Source organism: Paractinoplanes ovalisporus, assembly GCF_016834655.1.
In the GTDB taxonomy this organism is placed as follows: domain Bacteria; phylum Actinomycetota; class Actinomycetes; order Mycobacteriales; family Micromonosporaceae; genus Actinoplanes; species Actinoplanes ovalisporus.
The window spans coordinates 93,382-108,917 of record NZ_JAENHP010000026.1; the positions used below are offsets into that span (position 1 = coordinate 93,382).

A 15,536-nucleotide genomic window follows, 5' to 3' on the forward strand; every position below is an offset into this window, starting at 1 on the left:
GCTGCGGGAACCTGAACTGATCAGTAACGAGCGAGGGAGCGTCGATGGCGGACCAAGTGGCGATCGTGACCGGGGCCAGCAGGGGGATCGGATTCGCCATCGCGCAACGCTTCGTGGCCGACGGATACAAGGTGTGCATCACCGGCCGGGACGCGGCGGCGCTCGACTCCGCCGCCAAGGACCTGGGCGGCGCCGAGGTCGCGATCGGGGTGGCCGGCAAGGGCGACGACCCCGATCACCGGGCCGCGGTGGTCGACACCGTGCTCGGCCAGTTCGGCCCGGTCACCGCGCTGGTCAACAACATCGGCATCAACCCGGTCTACGGCCCGCTGGCCGGGATCGACCTGGGTGCGGCCCGCAAGATCTTCGAGGTCAACGTCGTCGGCACCCTGGGCTGGGTGCAGGAGGCGCTGCGGGGCGGGCTGACCGAGGGCGGCTCGATCGTCAACATCTCGTCGGTCTCGGGTGTCCGCCCCGCGCCCGGCATCGGCTTCTACGGGGTCACCAAGGCCGCGCTGATCCATCTCACCGAGGAACTGGCCGTCGAGCTGGCGCCCAAGGTGCGGGTCAACGCGGTCGCCCCGGCCGTGGTCAAGACCAAGTTCGCGTCGGCCCTGTTCGAGGGGCGCGAGGAGAAGGTCTCGGCCGGCTACCCACTGGCCCGCCTGGGCGTCCCGGAAGACGTCGCGGGCGCGGTCGCGTTCCTCAGCTCGCCCGACGCCGCCTGGATCACCGGGCAGACCCTCGTCATCGACGGTGGCGTCACGCTGACCGGGAAGATGCAGTGAAGCGGGTCGTGGTCACCGGCGCCGGCGGCGGGATCGGGGCCGCCCTCGCGCGCCGGTTCGCCTCCGAGGGCGCCGAGGTGATCGTCAACGACGTCGACCCGGCCGCGGCCGAGGCGGTGGCCAGCGAGATCGGCGGGCTGCCGGTGCCCGGCGACGCCGCGAACGAGGAGGACACCCGCCGCCTGATCGACACCGCCTGGGCCGAACTGGGCGGCATCGACCTGTTCTGCGCCAACGCGGGGACCCTCACCGCCGGTGACGAGAGCACCCCCGACGAGGTGTGGACCCGCGACTGGAACGTCAACGTGATGTCGCACGTCTACGTCACCCGGGCGCTGCTCCCCCGGTGGCTGGACAGCACCGAACCGAAGCGTCTGATCATGACCGTCAGCGCGGCCGGCCTGCTCACCCTGCTCGGCAGCGCGCCCTACGCGGTCACCAAGCACGCCGCCCTGTCGTACGCGGAATGGCTGCGCGCCACCTATCACCACCGCGGCGTGATCGTGCAGGCGTTGTGCCCCCAGGGCGTGCGCACCGACATGCTGACCCGGGGCAGCGCCCGGGGCAGTGCGAGCGCGGCCCTGCTGGCCGAGAGCGCGCTCGAGCCGGACGTGGTCGCGGCCAAGGTCGGCGAGGCTCTGGAGGGCGACAGTTTCCTGATCCTGCCGCACCCCGAGGTGGCCGAGTTCTACAAGCTGCGCGCGGCCGAAACCGACCGCTGGCTGGGTGGCATGAACAAGATGCAGCGGGCCTTCGAGGACGGCGTCCGATGAAGGGACTCGACCTCTCCCGCCTGCAGTCGTTCCTGAAGACGGGCGAGCTGACCGGCCGGATGTTCGCCGGCGGACGATCCAATTTGACGTACGCGGTGACCGACGGTGAACAGCGCTGGGTGCTGCGCCGTCCGCCGCTCGGGCACGTGCTGCCCACCGCCCACGACATGGCACGGGAGCACCGCGTCCTGGAAGCTCTCGCGAAGGCCGGGTTCCCGGCGCCGCGCCCGGTGCTGCTGTGCACCGACACCGACGTGATCGGGGCGCCGTTCTATCTGATGGAGCACGTCGACGGGAAGATCTACCGCGACATCGCCGACCTGCGCGGGCTCGGCCCCGAGGCGATGCGACGGCTCGTGCTGTCCCTCGTGGACACGCTGGCCGACCTGCACTCGCTCGACCCGGCGGCGATCGGCCTGGCCGACTTCGGCCGCCCCGAAGGCTTCAACCAGCGGCAGGTCAGCCGGTGGAAGAAGCAGCTCGACGCGTCCCGCAGCCGCGAGGTGGCCGGCATCGAGGAGCTGCACGCCCGCCTCGCGGTCGACATCCCGGCCGGCGGGCCCGGCACGGTGGTGCACGGCGACTTCCGGCTCGACAACGTGCTGATCGGCGACGAGCTGCAGGTCAACGCCGTGCTCGACTGGGAGATGTCGACCCTGGGCGACCCGCTGAGCGACGTCGCGCTGATGTTCGTCTACGCCGACCTGCCGCTCAACGCGGGCGCCGGCGGCGGCCCGGCCACGCCGCTGCGGGTGCCCGGACATCCGAGCCTGGCCGAACTGGGCGGGCGTTACGCCGAGCGCAGCCGGCGGGACGTCAGCGACCTGCACTGGTACGTCGCGTTCGCCGCGTTCAAGCTCGCCGTGATTCTCGAGGGTGTGCACTACCGATACGTTCAGGGGCAGACCGTGGGCGAGGGCTTCGAGACGATCGGCTCGATGGTCGGCCCGCTGGTCATGCGTGGCCACGAGGCGCTGGAGGGACACTGATGGACTTCGGTTTCGATGCCGCGACCGAGGACTACCGCAAGCGGCTGCTCGCCTTCATGGACGAGCACGTCTATCCGGCCGAGGCCGGCTTCCACAGCCCCGACTGGTCGCCCCCGCCGATCCTGGAGGAACTCAAGGCGGCGGCCCGCGGCGCCGGTCTGTGGAACCTGTTCCTGCCCGGCGAGCACGGCGCCGGCCTGACCAACCTGCAGTACGCCCCGCTGGCCGAGATCACCGGCCGCAGCCCCGCCATCGCCCCGGCCGCGCTCAACTGCGCCGCGCCCGACACCGGAAACATGGAGGTGCTGGCCGAGTTCGGCAGCGACGAGCAGAAGCGCGAGTGGCTGCAGCCGCTGCTCGACGGCACGATCCGCTCGGCCTTCGCGATGACAGAGCCGCAGGTCGCGTCGTCGGACGCCACGAACATCGGCACCCGCATCGAACGCGACGGCGACGACTACGTCATCACCGGCCGCAAGTTCTACATCACCGGCGCCATGAACCCGAACTGCAAAATCTTCATCGTGATGGGCAAGACCGACCCCGACGCCGCCCGGCACGTGCAGCAGAGCATGGTGCTCGTCCCCCGCGACACCCCCGGGGTGACGGTCAAGCGCGGCATGACGGTGTTCGGCTACACCGACGGCGATCACGGCGGGCACGCGGAAGTGCTGTTCGACGCCGTACGGGTGCCGCGGTCGAACTTGATCGGGGCGGAGGGCGGCGGGTTCGCCATCTCGCAGGCGCGACTGGGACCCGGACGCATCCACCACTGCATGCGGCTGATCGGCATGGCGGAACGGGCCCTCGAACTCATGTGCACGCGGGCGCTGAGCCGCACCCCGTTCGGCAAGCCGCTGGCCGAGCAGGGCGTGGTGCAGGAGTGGATCGCCGAGTCGCGGGTCCGCATCGAACAGGCCCGTCTGCTCGTGCTCAAGGCGGCCTGGCTGATGGACACGGTCGGCAACAAGGGCGCTCACACCGAGATCCAGGCCATCAAGATCATCGTTCCGCAGACCGTCGAGTGGATCGTCGACAAGGCGATCCAGACGCACGGCGCCGCCGGAGTGGGCCAGGACACACCGCTCGCGGCGCTGTGGGCCGGAGCGCGTACGCTGCGTCTCGCCGACGGCCCGGACGAGGTGCACAAGCGCTCGCTGGCCCGGCGGGAGTTGAACCGCTACCGGAGCGCAGCCTCGTGACCTCATCTGGCCAGCCGCGCGTCGACGGGCGTACGGCCCGGTCCGAGCGCACCCGCAACGCGATCGTCGACGCCCACCTGCAGCTGATCGGCGAGGGTGACCTGCGCCCGACCGCCGACCGCATCGCCAAGACGGCCGGAGTGTCCCTGCGGGCGTTGTGGAGCCACTTCGCCGACATGGAGGCGCTGTTCACCGCGAGCGGCAAACGGGTGCTGGAGGTGCGCGACGCCGCCCACCGGCCGATCCGCCCCGACCTGCCGCTCACCGAACGCATCGACGCCTTCTGCCGGCAACGGGCGCGCCTGCTGGAACAGATCGGCCCGACGGCCAAGGCGGCAGCGATCAAGGAGCCGTTCTCGGAGACGTTGCGGCGCTATCGGCGCATGCACGTCAAGCGGGTGCGCGACGAGTTGTCGGAGCTGTTCGCCGCCGAGGTGAAGGGCAACGACGAGCTGTTGGACGCCTTGACCGCGGTGAGCATGTGGCCGACGTGGTCGACGTGGCGGGAGAACATGGACTTGTCGGTCAACGCCGCCCGAGCCACCCTGAACCGAACAATTACCGCCCTGCTGACCCAGCCCGACAGCACCAACTAGTCCTACCCCGCCGCACCCAGGGGGCTGGCCAAAAAATACGCCGCACCGAGGGGACAAACCGGAATATCCACAGGTCGTCGCCCGTGATTTCGCAGACAAATCAGCGAGGGCGCGGGCGTGCGTTCCGCAGACGGATACCGCTGAAGCCGAGCGTGCTCTCCACGACCTCGTCCCAGAACGGCCACAGGTTGTCGAGCACACGCAGCTGAATGCCGGCCGCGGCGTGGTGGGCGAGCAGGTCACCCACCGGCACGGCCGGCCCCAGCGGCTCGACGACCTCGGTGGCGACCATCGCGTGCGAACCGGCGCCGATCGGCCGGAAACGGTCGGCCGGCAGCCGGTAGGCGTAGAGCGTGGTCGTCCGGATCGACTCGAGCCAGCCGTACTCGACGGCATGGACGCGCACCCCGCAGCCGGCCCCGACGATGCGGTCACGGTCCTCATCGGACGTGCCGTCGGCCACCCAGGCCATGGCCCGCGGGCACTGCCGGGGAAACCAGTAGTCCGGCGCCCGGTCGTGACCGACGGCCCAGACGTACGCCTCCTTCTCGGTCGACGTGGGCGCTACGTGCGGAACGAACCGGTCGATGGTCGGGTCTTCACTGAAGTGCAGAACTTCGCCAGCCTCGGGACGCATCCCCCGGTTCTACCGTCATCCGGACCGGGTCCGCACCACCGTTTCCGCTTCGCCGGCCGCGTGTACGCCCGCTTCACGCCCGCATGCGGAGCTCGTCCTCGGTCTCGCCGGTGACCACGAAGCCGAGCCGCCGATAGAGCGCCTGCGCCCGTGGGTTGTCCTTCTCCACGGAGAGAACCACCGGCCGCCCGGCGTCCCGCATCAGGTCCGTGATGATCTGGGTTCCGAGCCCGCGCGACTGCTCGTGGGGCAGCAGCTGAATGCCCGCGAGCTCCACCTGCTCGGGCGTCCGGACCACCCGCAGCCGCCCGGCCCGCCGCCCGTCCACCTCGATGACATGCAGCGTCCCGGAGCCGATCAGCCCCACCGTCCACTCGGCGAACCCGGCCCGGAAGTCCGTCTCGTCGAAGCCGGCCGGCAGCCGCCCCTGCGCCCGGGTCGCCTCGATCACGACCCCGGTCAGAAACTCGACGTCCGCCGCCGTGGCCTCCACGAGCCGGTACATCCCTGAAGTGAAGCATCACATCTGCTCGATGTCCTCGCGTCCGTCGGGGCCGATCAGCCGTTCGCCGATCCAGAAGACGCCGCCGAACGCGGCGATGATGCCCGCGACCAGCAACCATCCGACCACGTCGGCCTCCTCAGGATCCGCCCACATCCTGATTCGCCGATCCGGCCGCGCGGTCGCACTCCCGGTCCGCCTCACCCCATTGCCCGACATCAGGGGTCGGTCCGGCCGATCACGAGGGGCTGCGGCCTGGCCCGGCGGCGGTCAGAGGGTGCGTTCGTAACAGAGCGAGATCTCGGAACCGACGTACACGCCGTACAGGGGGATCGGCTGGTAGCCCTCCCGCTCGTAGAAACGGATCGCGTCGGGCTGGGCGGTGCCGGTCTCGAGGCGCATGGTGGTCCAGCCTCGCGTGAGGGCGGCCGCCTCCAGGGCGCGCAGGATCGTGGTGGCGGTGCCGTTGCCGCGGGCGGCCGGGATGACGTACATGCGCTTGATCTCGGCGCTGGTGGCGTCCAGGCGGCGCAACGCTCCGCACCCCAGGGGCTCGCCGCCGGGGGCGATCGCGACCAGGAAGAGGTCGATGTCGGCGGCCGACGGCAGCGGGCCCGGCTCGTGGTCATCGGAGCCGTAGCGGACGTCGAGTTCGGCCCGCTGGGCCCGGCGCAGGGCGGTGCCGGCGGGGTCGTCCCACGGGCGCTCCTCAACGGTGATCATGCGGCGACCTCCCAGTCTCGTAACGAGCGTTACGGTAACACCTGTTACGGTGGCCGAAAGGGGGTGCGAGCCATGTCACGGACGGCGGATCGGCCGGCTCAGGGAGAGGCGCTGTCGCGAGCCGTGTGGGAGGTGCTGGCGCATCAGGGGCTCGAGAAATTGACCGTACGCGCGGTGGCCGCGGCCGCCGGATGCACGACGGGCCTGGTCATGCACCGTTTCCCCAACCGGCGCGCGCTGCTGCTGCACGCCCGCGAACTGCTGCACGAGAAGACCCGGCAGCGCGTCGAACGGCTCGAGGCCACGGCCGCGACGCCGAAGGAGGCGCTGCGGGCGGTTCTGCGCCAAGGCCTCGCGACCGACGCCGAGACCGCCACCGAGAGCGTGGTCTGGATGGGCTTCCTGGCCGCCGCGGTCTCCGACGACGAGCTCATCGCGATGCACCGGCGCAACAACCGCTCGTGGCGGGAGCGGGTCGAGCGGCTGGTCGCGAGCGCCGCGCCGGGGTGGCCCCAGGCCCGGACCAGGTCGGTGGCGCTGGCCCTGATCACGATGGCCGAGGGGGCGGCCGCCTTCGCCGCCGCCGACCCCGCCGGCTATCCGGCCGCGGATCAGGAACGCATGCTCGACACGGCCCTGGAGGCGTACGGGCTCATCTGAAGTCCGCGTCTCCAGCGATCTTGTTGAGGACCGCGGCCAGTTCATCGAGGTCGAGCCCGCCGAGGTGATCGAAGATGTGCCGGCGCACGCTGACCAGGTGGGCCGGCCATGCCTCGCGCAGGCGGGCCAGGCCCTGGTCGGTCAGCACGGCGTTCCAGCCGCGGGCGTCCTCGTGACACTTGACCCGCTGCACATAGCCGGACGACTCCAGCTTCGCGGCCAGTCGGGTCATGCCGCTCAGCGACATGTCGCAGGCCTGGGCCAGTTCGCTCATCCGCATCCGGCGGTGCGGCGACTCCGACAGATGGCGCAGCACGCTGTATTCGCTCAGCGACATGCGTTGCTCGGTCTCGAGGTCGGCGTTCATCGCCCGGGGCAGAACGAGCAGGATCCGGCCGAACGCCCGCATGACCGCCTCTTCGCTGGAGGAGAGCGCGGTGAGACCCGGCGGGAGGGCCGGATCGGGTGATGTGGCGGACATGACGTTGATCGTAGGCCGACCATGCAGGAATAGTTGCTTGACGAAGCAAGTTAGAGCGCGAGGACACACCAGCGCCGCAACTCACGCAAGGGACATACAGATGACCAAGATCGGAATCATCCTCGGCAGCACCCGCCCGGGCCGCAACGGCGAGGCCGTGGCCAAGTGGGTCTACGACGTGGCCGCCAAGCGCACCGACGCCGAGTTCGAGCTGGTCGACCTCCTCGACTACAACCTCCCCCACCTCGACGAGGCGATCCCGCCGTCGATGGGGCAGTACAGCCAGCCGCACACCATCGAGTGGGCCAAGAAGATCGACTCGTTCGACGGCTTCGTCTTCGTCACCCCGGAGTACAACCACTCCACCTCGGGCGCCCTGAAGAACGCGATCGACTTCCTCTTCAAGGAGTGGAACAACAAGGCCGCCGGCTTCGTCGGCTACGGCTCGGTCGGTGGCGCCCGCGCCGTCGAGCACCTGCGCCTGATCGCCGGCGAGCTCATGCTGGCCGACGTGCGCGCCCAGGTCCTGCTGTCGCTCGCGACCGACTTCGAGAACTACAGCACGTTCCTGCCGAGCGAGCGTCAGGAGCAGGCTCTGCACGCGGTTCTGGACCAGACCGTCACGTGGAGCAAGGCCCTCGAGACCGTCCGTAAGACCGCCTGAAGGTAACGCAAGACCGCTCGAAAAGGGCGTAATGCACAAACGGCCCTCGGTGATGCTTGCATCCCGGGGGCCGCGGCGCACAATGCTGTGGTGCAAAACCAGACAACTAGTGACTCTCTTCAGCAATTGCTCGAAATGCCACGAAAGTCTTGGTGGGCCCGGCTGCCGTTCGGCGTACGGATGACGGCCGGCACCAGCGCCCTGCTCATCGCGATCGGCGGCGGGGTGGCCGGCATCGCCGCGCTGACCAGGGGCGGATCCGACGCGCCGCGGATCGTGACGGCGGTCGGACAGGCCGCCGAGACCGGCGCCGGGACTCAGGCCACAGCCCCGGCCGCACCTTCCGCCCACGAGATCGAGTCGCCCCAGGTGGCCGCGGAACGCGCCGGTACCCTGCCGCGCATCTCCGACAAGGCTGACCGCACCGGCCCCCGCGCGCCTCGACACCAACAGCTGCCGGCCGCGCAGGCCCCTCCGGTCCCCCCGGGAGTTCAGAGGCCCCCGGCAGCTCAAAGGCCTCAGGGACCCAAGGCCGCCGCACCGGCCGGACCGGCCGCGCCACCCGCCGCCGCATCGGCCGCGGACACCCCGGCGCAGCCACAGGTGAGCACCCGCACCGAGTACGAGAAGCGCGAGGTGCCGTTCCAGACCCGGTTCGTACGGGATCCGTCCCTGCCCCGCGGCGCCAAGAAGGTGCAGGCCGCGGGCGTGCCCGGCGAGGAGACCCTGCGCTACCTGGTGACGATGACCGACGGCCAGGAGACCGACCGCCAGCTGATGGACATCACGGTCACCCGGCAGCCGCAGCACCGCGTGATCGCGTTCGGCTCGCGGCACGGTCTGTACCGTGGCGGCGGCTGCGAGAAACTGTGCGTGCCGCTCGGCCGGAAAGCCCAGTGCCCCGAGCCGGAGAACGCCATCGCGCTCGGCGGCTCGGTCACCGTGCTCGACGACGACATCGAACTGCTCAACGGCGACGCTCTGGGTGAGCTGCCGCAAATGCATTGCGAGCTCGAACCGCCGGACGCAGACTCACGCGGGTGAACGACTTCGACGCCCTGCTCGACGAGGCCGCGGCGGTCCCGCTCGAGGGCTGGGACTTCGCGTGGTTCGAGGGCCGGGCCACCGAGCAACGGCCCGGGTGGGGATACGCCGACCTGGTAGCGGAACGGCTCGGCCCCGCGCGACGAGCTCTCGACGTGCAGACCGGCGGGGGCGAGGTTTTCTCGTACGCGATCAGGAAAGCGCACCCCACAGGCATGGTCGTCGCCACCGAGGCCTGGATGCCGGCCGCGGCGAAGGCGACCGTGCCGCACGTGGTCGCCACCGACGGGTTGCCGTTCCGCGACGGCAGCTTCGATCTGGTGGTCAGCCGTCATCCGGTCGGCACCGACTGGGCCGGCACCGCCCGCGTCCTGGCCGAGGGCGGCACCTTCCTGTCCCAGCAGATCGGCGCCGGCAGCAACCGTGAGCTGTCCGAGGCGATGATGGGCCCGCTGCCGCCGCCCGAGCGGCAACATCCGGAGCAGATCCGGGCCGCGGCCGAGGGCGCCGGGCTGCGCGTGAGGCGGTTGGAGGCCGTACGGCTGCGGGCCGAGTTCTACGACGTCGCCGCGGTCGCGCACTTCCTGCGCAAGGTGGTCTGGACGGTGCCCGGCTTCACGATCGGGAAGTACCGGGACCAGTTGCGCGCCGTGCACGAAGAGATCACCGTGAAGGGCATGTTCGTCTCGCACGCCACGCGGGTGCTGATCGAGGCCGTCCGATGACGCTGTCCTCCACCCACCGCCCGGCCGAGATCACGGCCGTCCGATGACGCTGTCCTCCACCCGCCGCCCGGCCGAGATCGCGGCCGTCCGATGAACGCTCTCCGACGCTCGCCGGGCCGAGATCGCTTCCGAGGTGGCCCGGGTGCCCGGCATCGTCGCCGTCGTGCTGGGCGGCAGCCGGGCCCGCGGCACGCACACCACCGAGTCCGACACCGATCTGGGCCTCTACTACCGCCAGCCGCTCGACATCGACCACCTGGGCCGGGTCGCGCGCGCCTTCGCGGGTGAGTCGGCGCAGGTCACGGGTCCGGGCGGGTGGGGTCCGTGGGTCGACGGGGGCGGGTGGCTCGAGGTCGACGGGGGTGCGGTCGACTTCATCTATCGCGACCTCGACCGCGTACGCGGGGTGGTCGCCGACGTCGAGCAGGGCCGTTACGCCTTTCACGAGCAGGCGGGCCACCCGCTCGGGTTCGCCGATCATGCGTACGCGGGGGAACTGGCTCTCTGCAAGGTTCTGAGCGACCCGGCCGGTGAGCTGACCCGGCTGCGGGAACGCCTGCGCGCCTATCCCCCGGCGCTGTCGCAGGCCTTGGTGGCCGGACTGTGGGAGGCCGACTTCCTGGTCGCGAACGCGCGCAAGGGCGTCGCCCGGGTCGACACCGCGTACGTCGCCGGTTGCCTGTTCCGGCTGGTCGGCGTGTGCGCGCACGCCCTGCACGGCGCGGCCGGCCAGTGGCTGATCAACGAGAAGGGCGCGGTGCCGGCGACCGCCAAGCTGCCCGGCGCCCCGGCCCGTTTCGACGAGCGGGTCGACCAGGCGTTCGCCGCGCTCGAGGGCGATCCGCTGCGGTTGCGGCTGGCCATCGACATCGCGGCCGACCTCGTTCTGGACACCGCCGACGCATGCATGATGATGGTCCGGTGACTGCCGACCAACCCACGATCCTGGCCACCAGCGCGTTTTTCGAGATCGGCCGGCACGGTTACAACGACTGGCGACCCGGCCGGATCCACCGGTTCGCGGCCGAGCTCGCGAACGCCACCGACCGTCCGCGGATCTGCGTGCTGACCCAGGCCAGCGGCGACCCGGAGGAGACGATCGGCGCGCACTACCGGGCGTTCGCCGGATCCGAGTTCGTCGCCTCCCACCTGCAGTTGTTCCCGATGCCGAACGTCGACGACATCCGGGCCCACCTGCTCGGCCAGGACATCATCTGGGTGCACGGCGGCAGCGTGGCCAACCTGTGCGCGGTGTGGCGGGTGCACGGCGTCGACCGGATCCTGCACGAGGCGTGGCAGGCGGGTGTGGTGCTCGGCGGGGTCTCGGCCGGGTCGATCTGCTGGCATCAGGGCGGCAGCACCGACAGCTTCGGGCCCGACCTGCGGGGCTTCACCGACGGGCTGGGCTGGCTGCCGTACTCGAACGGCGTGCACTACGACGCCGAGGAGCAGCGCCGCCCCAAGATGCACGAGCTGATCGCCGACGGCACGCTCGGGGACGGTTACGCGACCGACGACGGCGCCGGGCTGGTCTACCGCGGCACCACCCTGACCGAGGTGGTGGCTGACCGGCCCGGCCCGCTGGGTTACTCGCTGACGCGCGCGGCGGACGGCTCGGTGACCGAGACCCCACTGCCGACCCGGGTTCTTCAGCTGGCGTAGTGCAGGATCACGTTGTGCACGTGGTGGGTCTTGTCCGAGCCGCGGAACTCGACCTCGTACGTGTGGGTGCCGACGGTGATCGCAATGATGCCGGTGGAGAAGAACTGACCGGCCCAGCTCTTGTTGCTGACGACGCTGACGCTGCTCACCTTCGAGTACGGGATGCTGGTGAGCGCGACACGCTTGCCGACGAACGACTTGTCCTGGATGATCACGCGCCGGTTGGTCAGACCGATGAACCCGGTGCCGACGCCGACCGCGTCGTACACGGCAATGATCTGCTCGCCGTCGAGCAGGCCGCTCTCGATCTGCTGGAGCTGGCCCTTGTTGTCAAAGATGACTTCGCCCATGGCCCGAGGGTAGCGATCAAGGGCTATGCGGAGCCGTGACCGTCCGGTAGAAGTCCTCGATCCGCGCCGCGAGGGTTACCTCACCGTCGGTGAGGGCGTCGCCGTCACGGTCACCCAGACAGATCTGTGTGTGACCGTCGGTTCGCCGGATCGAGGGGCGTATGCGCAGTGTGTCCGCCGCCACCTTGATTCGTTCCGTCAATGCGGCATGCTGACTGTCGTCGCATGCCAGCTCCCGCTTGAGCTGAACTCCGTCGCGCTCCCAGCCGCTCAGCAGCGTCAGCGCGTCGCTGAGGTAGTCGGAAGTCTTGACCCGCTGTCTTCTGACCCGCATCGCCGCACCCCCCTAGGCGTCGTTGCCGGCTTGTGGCCAAACTGTCGCCGTGTCGTCATGGTCGGTGCCCATAGTCTTGCCTTCCGCAGCAAGCATGTCCACGCCCACATATCCGTGTTTGCGTGACGATCGGGACAGCGCGGGCAACCTGATCGGTAAACTTTTGTGGGAAGCTTTGATCTCATGGCGCCGAAACAGCACGTCAAGGACGCTAAGTCACGCAGAGTCATCGTGGCTGCAGTGATCATCACCGATGGTCGGGTTCTTGCTTGCGAACGCTCGGCGCCGGCCGAGGTCGCGGGCCGCTGGGAGTTTCCGGGCGGCAAGGTCGAACCGGGCGAAACCGATCAAGAGGCGCTGGCCCGCGAGTGCGCCGAAGAGCTGGGCGTCCGCGTCGAGGTGGGCGACCGCGTCGGCCCCGACGTTCCGCTCGCGCACGGCCGGGCCGTCCTGCGCGTCTTCGCCGTGAACCTGCTGGAGGGCGACGTGCCGCGGGCGCTGGAGCACACGTCCATGCGCTGGCTCGCCAAGGACGAGCTGGACAGCGTGCACTGGCTGCCCGCGGACAAGCCGATCGTCGCCGAGCTACCCGCCCTGCTGACCTGACCCGTACGTCTTGCGCAACTCCCGCTTGAGCACCTTGAAGCTGGGCCCGAGCGGGAGCGTCTCGGCGAACCGGATCTGCCGTGGGTATTTGTGCTTGCCGAGCTTCTCGCGCGACCACTCGATCAGTTCCTCGGCCGTGATGCCGCCCGGGTCGGGCACGACCACCGCGCAGATCTCCTCGCCGTGCACCGGGTCGGGCACGCCGATCACCGCCACCTGCTGCACGGCCGGGTGCCGGGCCAGCGCCTCCTCGACCTCGCGGGGATAGACGTTGAACCCGCCCCGGATCACCAAATCCTTCTTGCGGTCGACGATCGAAATGAAGCCGTTCTCGTCCTTGACGCCGAGGTCTCCCGTACGGAACCAGCCGTCGACGACCGCCTCGGCCGTCGCCCCGGGGTTGTTGAGATAGCCCGCGAACACGTTGTGCCCCCGGATCACGATCTCGCCCAGCTCTCCGTCGTCGAGGAGTTCGATCCGCTCGTCGACCTCGGCTCGGGCGATCTCGACGTCGACACCCCAGATCGGGTGGCCGACCGTGCCCGGCTTCGCGCCGAACGCGGGCTGGTTGGTGGTCGCGGTCGGCGAGGTCTCGGACAGGCCGTACCCCTCGTAGATCGTCGCGTGGAACGTCTCCGCGAACTTCTCGAGCACCGCCACCGGCAGCGAGGCGCCGCCCGACACGCAGAGCCGCAGCTCCGGCAGGCGGTCGGCCTTCGCGGCCGCCTCCAGCAGCCCGATGTACATCGTCGGGACGCCGTGGAAGATCGTCACGTTCTCGCGGACCATCAGCTGGATCGCGGCCTCGCCCGTGAACCGGGCCATCAGCACGATCGTCCCGCCCATCCGGAACGTGCCGTTCATGCCCACGGTCTGGCCGAAGGTGTGGAACAGCGGCAGGCAGCCCATGACGACGTCGTCGTCGTTCAGATCGTGGATGTCGAAGACGTTGACCATCGTGTTCATCACGAGGTTGAGATGGGTGAGCAGGGCGCCCTTGGGTTTGCCGGTGGTGCCGCTCGTATAGAAGACGACCGCCACGTCCTCGGCTTCGCGGCTCTCGTACGTCCGCAGCGGTTTGGCGCCGGTCTCCTCGAGACGGGTCACACCCGGAACCGCCGGACCGACCGAGACCACCGGGATGCCGGCCGTTCCCGCCGCGGCGGCGGCGTTCTCCAACTGGCTCGAATGGGCCACCAGCAGCTTGGCGCCGCTGTCCTTCAGGACGTACGCGTTCTCCTCGGGGGTGAGGAGCAGGTGCATCGGGACGATCGTGGCGCCGGCCGCCAGCACCGCGTAATAGACACGGGGGAAGTCGGCCAGGTTGGGGATCTGGATGGCGACGACGTCGCCCGGCTGCACGCCTTTTTCCCGCAGACTTCCCGCGTATGCGAGGGTCTGTTGCCATAGATCTTTGTACGTGATCCGCTCGGTGGTCAGGCTGTCGATCACGGCGATTTTGTCGGGATATTTTCGGGCCGACTCCGCCAGGACGGTGGCGAGCGACAACTGGGTCATGCTGAGCCTCCTTGGGCTTGCCTTCCTGGCCCTACGGACGCTTCGCTGACTCCGGTGCAGTCAGTCATGCCAGGTGACCTCCGATCTTGGTGTACCCGCGGAGCAGGTCGCGGGAGATGATCAGGCGCTGCATCTCATCGGTACCTTCATAGATACGCATAAGTCGCACCTGGCGGTACCACCGTTCGATCGGAAGCTCGCGGGTGTATCCCATCCCGCCGTGGATCTGCATGACCCGGTCCACCACGTTGTTGACCATGTTGGCGCCGTAGAGCTTGGCCATCGACGACGCGTGCCGCGGGTCCCAGCCCTGGTCGACGGTCCACGCGGCGCGCAGGATCAGCCATCGGGCGGCCTCGATCTCGACCTCGGAGTCGGCCAGCATCCACTGGATGGCCTGGTTCTCGCCGATCGTCCGCCCGAACGTCTCGCGCGTGTTGGCATAGTCCACCGCCATGCCCAGGGCCCGCTCGGCGATGCCCAGCGCGTTCGACGGGATGAGATAGCGGCCCTTGCCGATCCACTTCATACCCAGCTCGAAGCCCTGACCGATCTCGCCCAGGATGTTGCGCGCCGGGACCCGTACGTCGTCGAAGATGAGCGACGCCGGCCCGCCCTCGCCCATGGTCTGGATGAACTCGGAACGCCAGCCCATCTCGCGATCGACCAGGAACGCCGTGGTGCCGCCGCCGCGCACACCCTTCTCGCGGTCGGTCACCGCGACCACGATGACGAAGTCGGCGTCGTTGCCGTTCGTGATGAACGTCTTCTCCCCGTTGAGCACCCAGTCGTCGCCGTCCGGACGGGCGCTGAGCTTGATGTTGGCCGCGTCCGAACCGGCGCCGGGCTCGGTGATCGCGAAGCACGAGACGCGGTCGCCCTCGATCGTCGGGACCAGGAACTCCGCCTTCTGCTCGGCATTGGCGTAGTAGAGGATGTTGTCGGCCTCGCCCCCGAACTTGAACTGCACGAAGGTGCGGCCGACCTCGGTCCAGATCAGCGACTGCAGGACGGCGGGCAGGTCCATGCCGCCGTACTGCTCCGGAGTGGACAGACCCCAGAAGCCGAACTTCTTGGCCTTCAGTTGCAGCTCGCGCAGTTCGCTGCGGTCCAGGCCGGGCTCATGGCGGCGCTCGCGCAGCAGCGCCTCCTGTTCCAGCGGCATGACCTCGCGGGTGATGAACTGGCGGGCGGTGTCGCGGATCGCGCGTTCCTCGTCGGTGAGCTCGAAGTCCATGCCGTTAAACTAGCGGTGTAAGTTTTTACACGTCCAGTGTCACTT

General features: G+C 69.5%; 20 protein-coding genes. 12 read left to right on the forward strand and 8 right to left on the reverse strand.

The features are described 5' to 3' along the window. Positions 1–44: 44 nt before the first annotated feature. From JIG36_RS44205 to JIG36_RS44225, 5 genes are read left to right on the forward strand one after another with little or no spacing between them, the layout of a single operon-like run. The gene (locus JIG36_RS44205; protein WP_203382882.1) at positions 45–788 is read left to right on the forward strand and encodes an SDR family oxidoreductase; all 744 of its coding nucleotides are present in this window, start codon (positions 45–47) and stop codon (positions 786–788) included. Next, positions 785–1,561, forward strand: coding sequence for an SDR family oxidoreductase (locus JIG36_RS44210; RefSeq protein WP_203382883.1), 777 nt, complete (start codon positions 785–787; stop codon positions 1,559–1,561). The genes JIG36_RS44205 and JIG36_RS44210 overlap by 4 nt, the downstream gene beginning before the upstream one ends. Further along, positions 1,558–2,550 carry a phosphotransferase family protein gene (locus JIG36_RS44215; protein WP_203382884.1) on the forward strand — a complete coding sequence of 331 codons (993 nt, stop codon included), beginning with the start codon at positions 1,558–1,560 and terminating at the stop codon, positions 2,548–2,550. The genes JIG36_RS44210 and JIG36_RS44215 overlap by 4 nt, the downstream gene beginning before the upstream one ends. Continuing rightward, on the forward strand, positions 2,550–3,752 hold the full coding sequence (locus tag JIG36_RS44220; RefSeq protein ID WP_203382885.1) for an acyl-CoA dehydrogenase family protein: 1,203 nt from the start codon (positions 2,550–2,552) through the stop codon (positions 3,750–3,752). The genes JIG36_RS44215 and JIG36_RS44220 overlap by 1 nt, the downstream gene beginning before the upstream one ends. Continuing rightward, a complete protein-coding gene (locus tag JIG36_RS44225; RefSeq protein ID WP_203382886.1) occupies positions 3,749–4,348 on the forward strand; it encodes a TetR/AcrR family transcriptional regulator in 600 nt (199 codons plus the stop codon). Before JIG36_RS44220 ends, JIG36_RS44225 begins: the two co-directional genes overlap by 4 nt. Positions 4,349–4,448: 100 nt before the next feature. On the opposite strand, the gene JIG36_RS44230 is transcribed toward JIG36_RS44225, so the two are convergent. The 3 genes from JIG36_RS44230 to JIG36_RS44240 all read right to left on the reverse strand — a co-directional run bounded on the left by JIG36_RS44230 (position 4,449) and on the right by JIG36_RS44240 (position 6,210). After that, entirely contained in the window at positions 4,449–4,985 is a 537-nt protein-coding gene (locus JIG36_RS44230; RefSeq protein ID WP_203382887.1) for a DUF6886 family protein, read from the reverse strand. 73 nt (positions 4,986–5,058) lie between these two features. Beyond that, positions 5,059–5,490, reverse strand: a complete 432-nt coding sequence (locus JIG36_RS44235) for a GNAT family N-acetyltransferase (protein ID WP_203382888.1) — start codon at positions 5,488–5,490, stop codon at positions 5,059–5,061. Positions 5,491–5,757: 267 nt separating this feature from the next. Continuing rightward, positions 5,758–6,210 carry a GNAT family N-acetyltransferase gene (locus JIG36_RS44240; protein WP_203382889.1) on the reverse strand — a complete coding sequence of 151 codons (453 nt, stop codon included), beginning with the start codon at positions 6,208–6,210 and terminating at the stop codon, positions 5,758–5,760. A gap of 72 nt (positions 6,211–6,282) precedes the next feature. Here JIG36_RS44240 and JIG36_RS44245 point away from each other — a divergent pair, with 72 nt between their 5' ends. Further along, positions 6,283–6,870: a TetR/AcrR family transcriptional regulator gene (locus tag JIG36_RS44245; protein ID WP_203382890.1), complete on the forward strand. Its 588-nt coding sequence runs from the start codon at positions 6,283–6,285 to the stop codon at positions 6,868–6,870. Here the strand turns inward: JIG36_RS44245 and JIG36_RS44250 are convergent. Next, positions 6,863–7,351 (reverse strand): MarR family winged helix-turn-helix transcriptional regulator, encoded by a 489-nt coding sequence (locus tag JIG36_RS44250; protein ID WP_203382891.1) that lies wholly within the window; start codon positions 7,349–7,351, stop codon positions 6,863–6,865. The two genes, JIG36_RS44245 and JIG36_RS44250, sit on opposite strands and share 8 nt — an antisense overlap. Positions 7,352–7,451: 100 nt before the next feature. Between JIG36_RS44250 and JIG36_RS44255 the strand changes: the two genes are divergently transcribed. The 5 genes from JIG36_RS44255 (at position 7,452) to JIG36_RS44275 (ending at position 11,446) form a co-directional block, all read left to right on the forward strand. Further along, positions 7,452–8,015, forward strand: a complete 564-nt coding sequence (locus tag JIG36_RS44255; RefSeq protein ID WP_203382892.1) for an NADPH-dependent FMN reductase — start codon at positions 7,452–7,454, stop codon at positions 8,013–8,015. A gap of 135 nt (positions 8,016–8,150) precedes the next feature. After that, a complete protein-coding gene (locus tag JIG36_RS44260; protein ID WP_203382893.1) occupies positions 8,151–9,059 on the forward strand; it encodes a G5 domain-containing protein in 909 nt (302 codons plus the stop codon). Continuing rightward, positions 9,056–9,784 carry a class I SAM-dependent methyltransferase gene (locus JIG36_RS44265; RefSeq protein WP_203382894.1) on the forward strand — a complete coding sequence of 243 codons (729 nt, stop codon included), beginning with the start codon at positions 9,056–9,058 and terminating at the stop codon, positions 9,782–9,784. Before JIG36_RS44260 ends, JIG36_RS44265 begins: the two co-directional genes overlap by 4 nt. Before the next feature lie 133 nt (positions 9,785–9,917). After that, positions 9,918–10,709, forward strand: a complete 792-nt coding sequence (locus tag JIG36_RS44270; RefSeq protein ID WP_307873157.1) for a nucleotidyltransferase domain-containing protein — start codon at positions 9,918–9,920, stop codon at positions 10,707–10,709. Further along, on the forward strand, positions 10,706–11,446 hold the full coding sequence (locus tag JIG36_RS44275) for a Type 1 glutamine amidotransferase-like domain-containing protein (RefSeq protein ID WP_203382895.1): 741 nt from the start codon (positions 10,706–10,708) through the stop codon (positions 11,444–11,446). Before JIG36_RS44270 ends, JIG36_RS44275 begins: the two co-directional genes overlap by 4 nt. On the opposite strand, the gene JIG36_RS44280 is transcribed toward JIG36_RS44275, so the two are convergent. Beyond that, entirely contained in the window at positions 11,434–11,796 is a 363-nt protein-coding gene (locus JIG36_RS44280) for a PH domain-containing protein (RefSeq protein ID WP_203382896.1), read from the reverse strand. The genes JIG36_RS44275 and JIG36_RS44280 overlap by 13 nt on opposite strands. A gap of 16 nt (positions 11,797–11,812) precedes the next feature. Beyond that, positions 11,813–12,130, reverse strand: a complete 318-nt coding sequence (locus JIG36_RS44285) for a 4a-hydroxytetrahydrobiopterin dehydratase (protein ID WP_203382897.1) — start codon at positions 12,128–12,130, stop codon at positions 11,813–11,815. Between the two features lie 183 nt (positions 12,131–12,313). Here JIG36_RS44285 and JIG36_RS44290 point away from each other — a divergent pair, with 183 nt between their 5' ends. Further along, entirely contained in the window at positions 12,314–12,736 is a 423-nt protein-coding gene (locus JIG36_RS44290) for a (deoxy)nucleoside triphosphate pyrophosphohydrolase (protein ID WP_203382898.1), read from the forward strand. On the opposite strand, the gene JIG36_RS44295 is transcribed toward JIG36_RS44290, so the two are convergent. Further along, positions 12,716–14,254, reverse strand: a complete 1,539-nt coding sequence (locus tag JIG36_RS44295) for a long-chain-fatty-acid--CoA ligase (RefSeq protein WP_203382899.1) — start codon at positions 14,252–14,254, stop codon at positions 12,716–12,718. The two genes, JIG36_RS44290 and JIG36_RS44295, sit on opposite strands and share 21 nt — an antisense overlap. 64 nt (positions 14,255–14,318) lie before the next feature. Continuing rightward, on the reverse strand, positions 14,319–15,491 hold the full coding sequence (locus JIG36_RS44300; protein ID WP_203382900.1) for an acyl-CoA dehydrogenase family protein: 1,173 nt from the start codon (positions 15,489–15,491) through the stop codon (positions 14,319–14,321). Between the last annotated feature and the right edge of the window lie 45 nt (positions 15,492–15,536).

Bases quoted from the DNA above. Each gene is read 5' to 3' on its own strand.
- JIG36_RS44260 (WP_203382893.1), top strand. From the start codon at position 8,151: ATGCCACGAAAGTCTTGGTGGGCCCGGCTGCCGTTCGGCGTACGGATG.
- JIG36_RS44300 (WP_203382900.1), bottom strand. From the start codon at position 15,491: ATGGACTTCGAGCTCACCGACGAGGAACGCGCGATCCGCGACACCGCC.
- JIG36_RS44205 (WP_203382882.1), top strand. From the start codon at position 45: ATGGCGGACCAAGTGGCGATCGTGACCGGGGCCAGCAGGGGGATCGGA.
- JIG36_RS44230 (WP_203382887.1), bottom strand. From the start codon at position 4,985: ATGCGTCCCGAGGCTGGCGAAGTTCTGCACTTCAGTGAAGACCCGACC.
- JIG36_RS44235 (WP_203382888.1), bottom strand. From the start codon at position 5,490: ATGTACCGGCTCGTGGAGGCCACGGCGGCGGACGTCGAGTTTCTGACC.
- JIG36_RS44220 (WP_203382885.1), top strand. From the start codon at position 2,550: ATGGACTTCGGTTTCGATGCCGCGACCGAGGACTACCGCAAGCGGCTG.
- JIG36_RS44250 (WP_203382891.1), bottom strand. From the start codon at position 7,351: ATGTCCGCCACATCACCCGATCCGGCCCTCCCGCCGGGTCTCACCGCG.
- JIG36_RS44285 (WP_203382897.1), bottom strand. From the start codon at position 12,130: ATGCGGGTCAGAAGACAGCGGGTCAAGACTTCCGACTACCTCAGCGAC.
- JIG36_RS44295 (WP_203382899.1), bottom strand. From the start codon at position 14,254: ATGACCCAGTTGTCGCTCGCCACCGTCCTGGCGGAGTCGGCCCGAAAA.
- JIG36_RS44280 (WP_203382896.1), bottom strand. From the start codon at position 11,796: ATGGGCGAAGTCATCTTTGACAACAAGGGCCAGCTCCAGCAGATCGAG.
- JIG36_RS44240 (WP_203382889.1), bottom strand. From the start codon at position 6,210: ATGATCACCGTTGAGGAGCGCCCGTGGGACGACCCCGCCGGCACCGCC.
- JIG36_RS44255 (WP_203382892.1), top strand. From the start codon at position 7,452: ATGACCAAGATCGGAATCATCCTCGGCAGCACCCGCCCGGGCCGCAAC.
- JIG36_RS44215 (WP_203382884.1), top strand. From the start codon at position 1,558: ATGAAGGGACTCGACCTCTCCCGCCTGCAGTCGTTCCTGAAGACGGGC.
- JIG36_RS44290 (WP_203382898.1), top strand. From the start codon at position 12,314: ATGGCGCCGAAACAGCACGTCAAGGACGCTAAGTCACGCAGAGTCATC.
- JIG36_RS44245 (WP_203382890.1), top strand. From the start codon at position 6,283: ATGTCACGGACGGCGGATCGGCCGGCTCAGGGAGAGGCGCTGTCGCGA.